The sequence below is a fragment of the Tsukamurella soli genome (assembly GCF_039541155.1).
Classification (GTDB): domain Bacteria; phylum Actinomycetota; class Actinomycetes; order Mycobacteriales; family Mycobacteriaceae; genus Tsukamurella; species Tsukamurella soli.
In genome coordinates, this window is record NZ_BAABFR010000235.1 from 1 (window position 1) to 1,435 (window position 1,435).

1 protein-coding gene is annotated in these 1,435 nt (G+C 69.7%); it reads left to right on the plus strand.

The features are described 5' to 3' along the window. The first annotated feature begins 113 nt into the window (after window positions 1–113). On the plus strand, window positions 114–1,412 hold the full coding sequence (locus tag ABD908_RS27320) for an ISL3 family transposase (protein ID WP_345002046.1): 1,299 nt from the start codon (window positions 114–116) through the stop codon (window positions 1,410–1,412). The last annotated feature ends 23 nt before the right edge of the window (window positions 1,413–1,435 follow it).

Sequence of the window (1,435 nt, forward strand, 5' to 3'; positions counted from 1 at the left end):
GGCTCTCCTGACGCATCTGTGGGTGGCCGGGCGCGCCTGAACGAGCGCACGCCGTTCTCCGCCTAGGTTTCTGAGCTGTCGAGGAACAGGAACCAGGTGTCGAGGAGAACGGCGTGCGGGATGTCAGTCTATGGCGGAGTCTGCTGGGGGTCGAGAAGGCGGTGATCGAGCGGATCGTCTTCGATGAGGATGAGGAACTGCTGGTTGCTCATGTCCGGCCGGTCAGCCGTGAGCGTGGTCGGTGCGGGGTGTGCCGGCGTCGCAGCCCCGGCTATGACACCGGGCCGGGTCGGCGGCGGTGGCGGACATTGGATCTGGGCACGATCCGCGCGGTGCTCGAAGCGGATTCGCCGCGGGTGCGGTGCCCCGCCCACTCGGTGGTGGTCGCGGCGGTGCCGTGGGCGCGTCACGACGCCGGTCACACCCGCGCGTTCGACGACCAGGTGGCGTGGCTGGCCACTCAGGCGTCGAAGACCACCGTCACGACATTGATGCGGGTCGCGTGGCGGACGGTCGGGTCGATCATCGGTCGGGTCTGGGCCGACGTCGACGCAGCTGCGGACCGGTTCGACGGGCTGCGTCGGATCGGGATCGACGAGATCTCCTACAAGAAGGGCCACAAGTATCTGATGGTCGTGGTCGATCACGACCGCCGCCGGCTGGTGTGGGCCGCGCCGGGACGCAACAGCGCGACGGTCGGGGAGTTCTTCGACATCCTCGGCGAGGACCGCTGCGCACTGGTCACCCATGTCTCCGCCGACGGCGCGGACTTCATCGACACCATCGTCGCCGCCCGCTGCCCGAACGCGGTCCGGGTCGCCGACCCGTTCCACATCGTCACATGGGCCACCGACGCCCTCGACGAGGTTCGACGCGAGGCCTGGAACGACGCCCGCGAGCAGGCACGCGCGGAGCCGAGACGCGGGCGGGGTCGCCCCCGCGCCGATGCGCCGCCACGCCCGGCCGGTGACCGGGCCAGACAGCTCAAAGGTGCCCGCTACGCGCTGTGGAAGAACCCCGAGGACCTCACCGACAACCAGCAGGCCAAGCTCGCCTGGATCGCCCGGACCGACCCCCGCCTGTATCGGGCCTACCTGCTCAAGGAGGGCCTGCGGATGGTGTTCGCCCTACCCCACGACGCCGCGGCCGACGCGCTGCAGCGGTGGCTGAGTTGGGCACGGCGCTGCCGCATCCCCGCGTTCGTGAAACTCGCCGAACGCGTCACCAAGCACCGCGACCGGATCCTCGCCGCCATCGAGCACGGCCTGTCCAACGCACTCATCGAATCCACCAACACCAAGATCCGGCTCATCGCCCGGATGGCGTTCGGCTTCCACAGCCCCGACTCCCTCATCGCCCTCGCCATGCTCAGCCTCGGCGGTCACCGCCCCACCCTCCCCGGCCGGAACTGACCCACACATATGTCAGGAGGGCC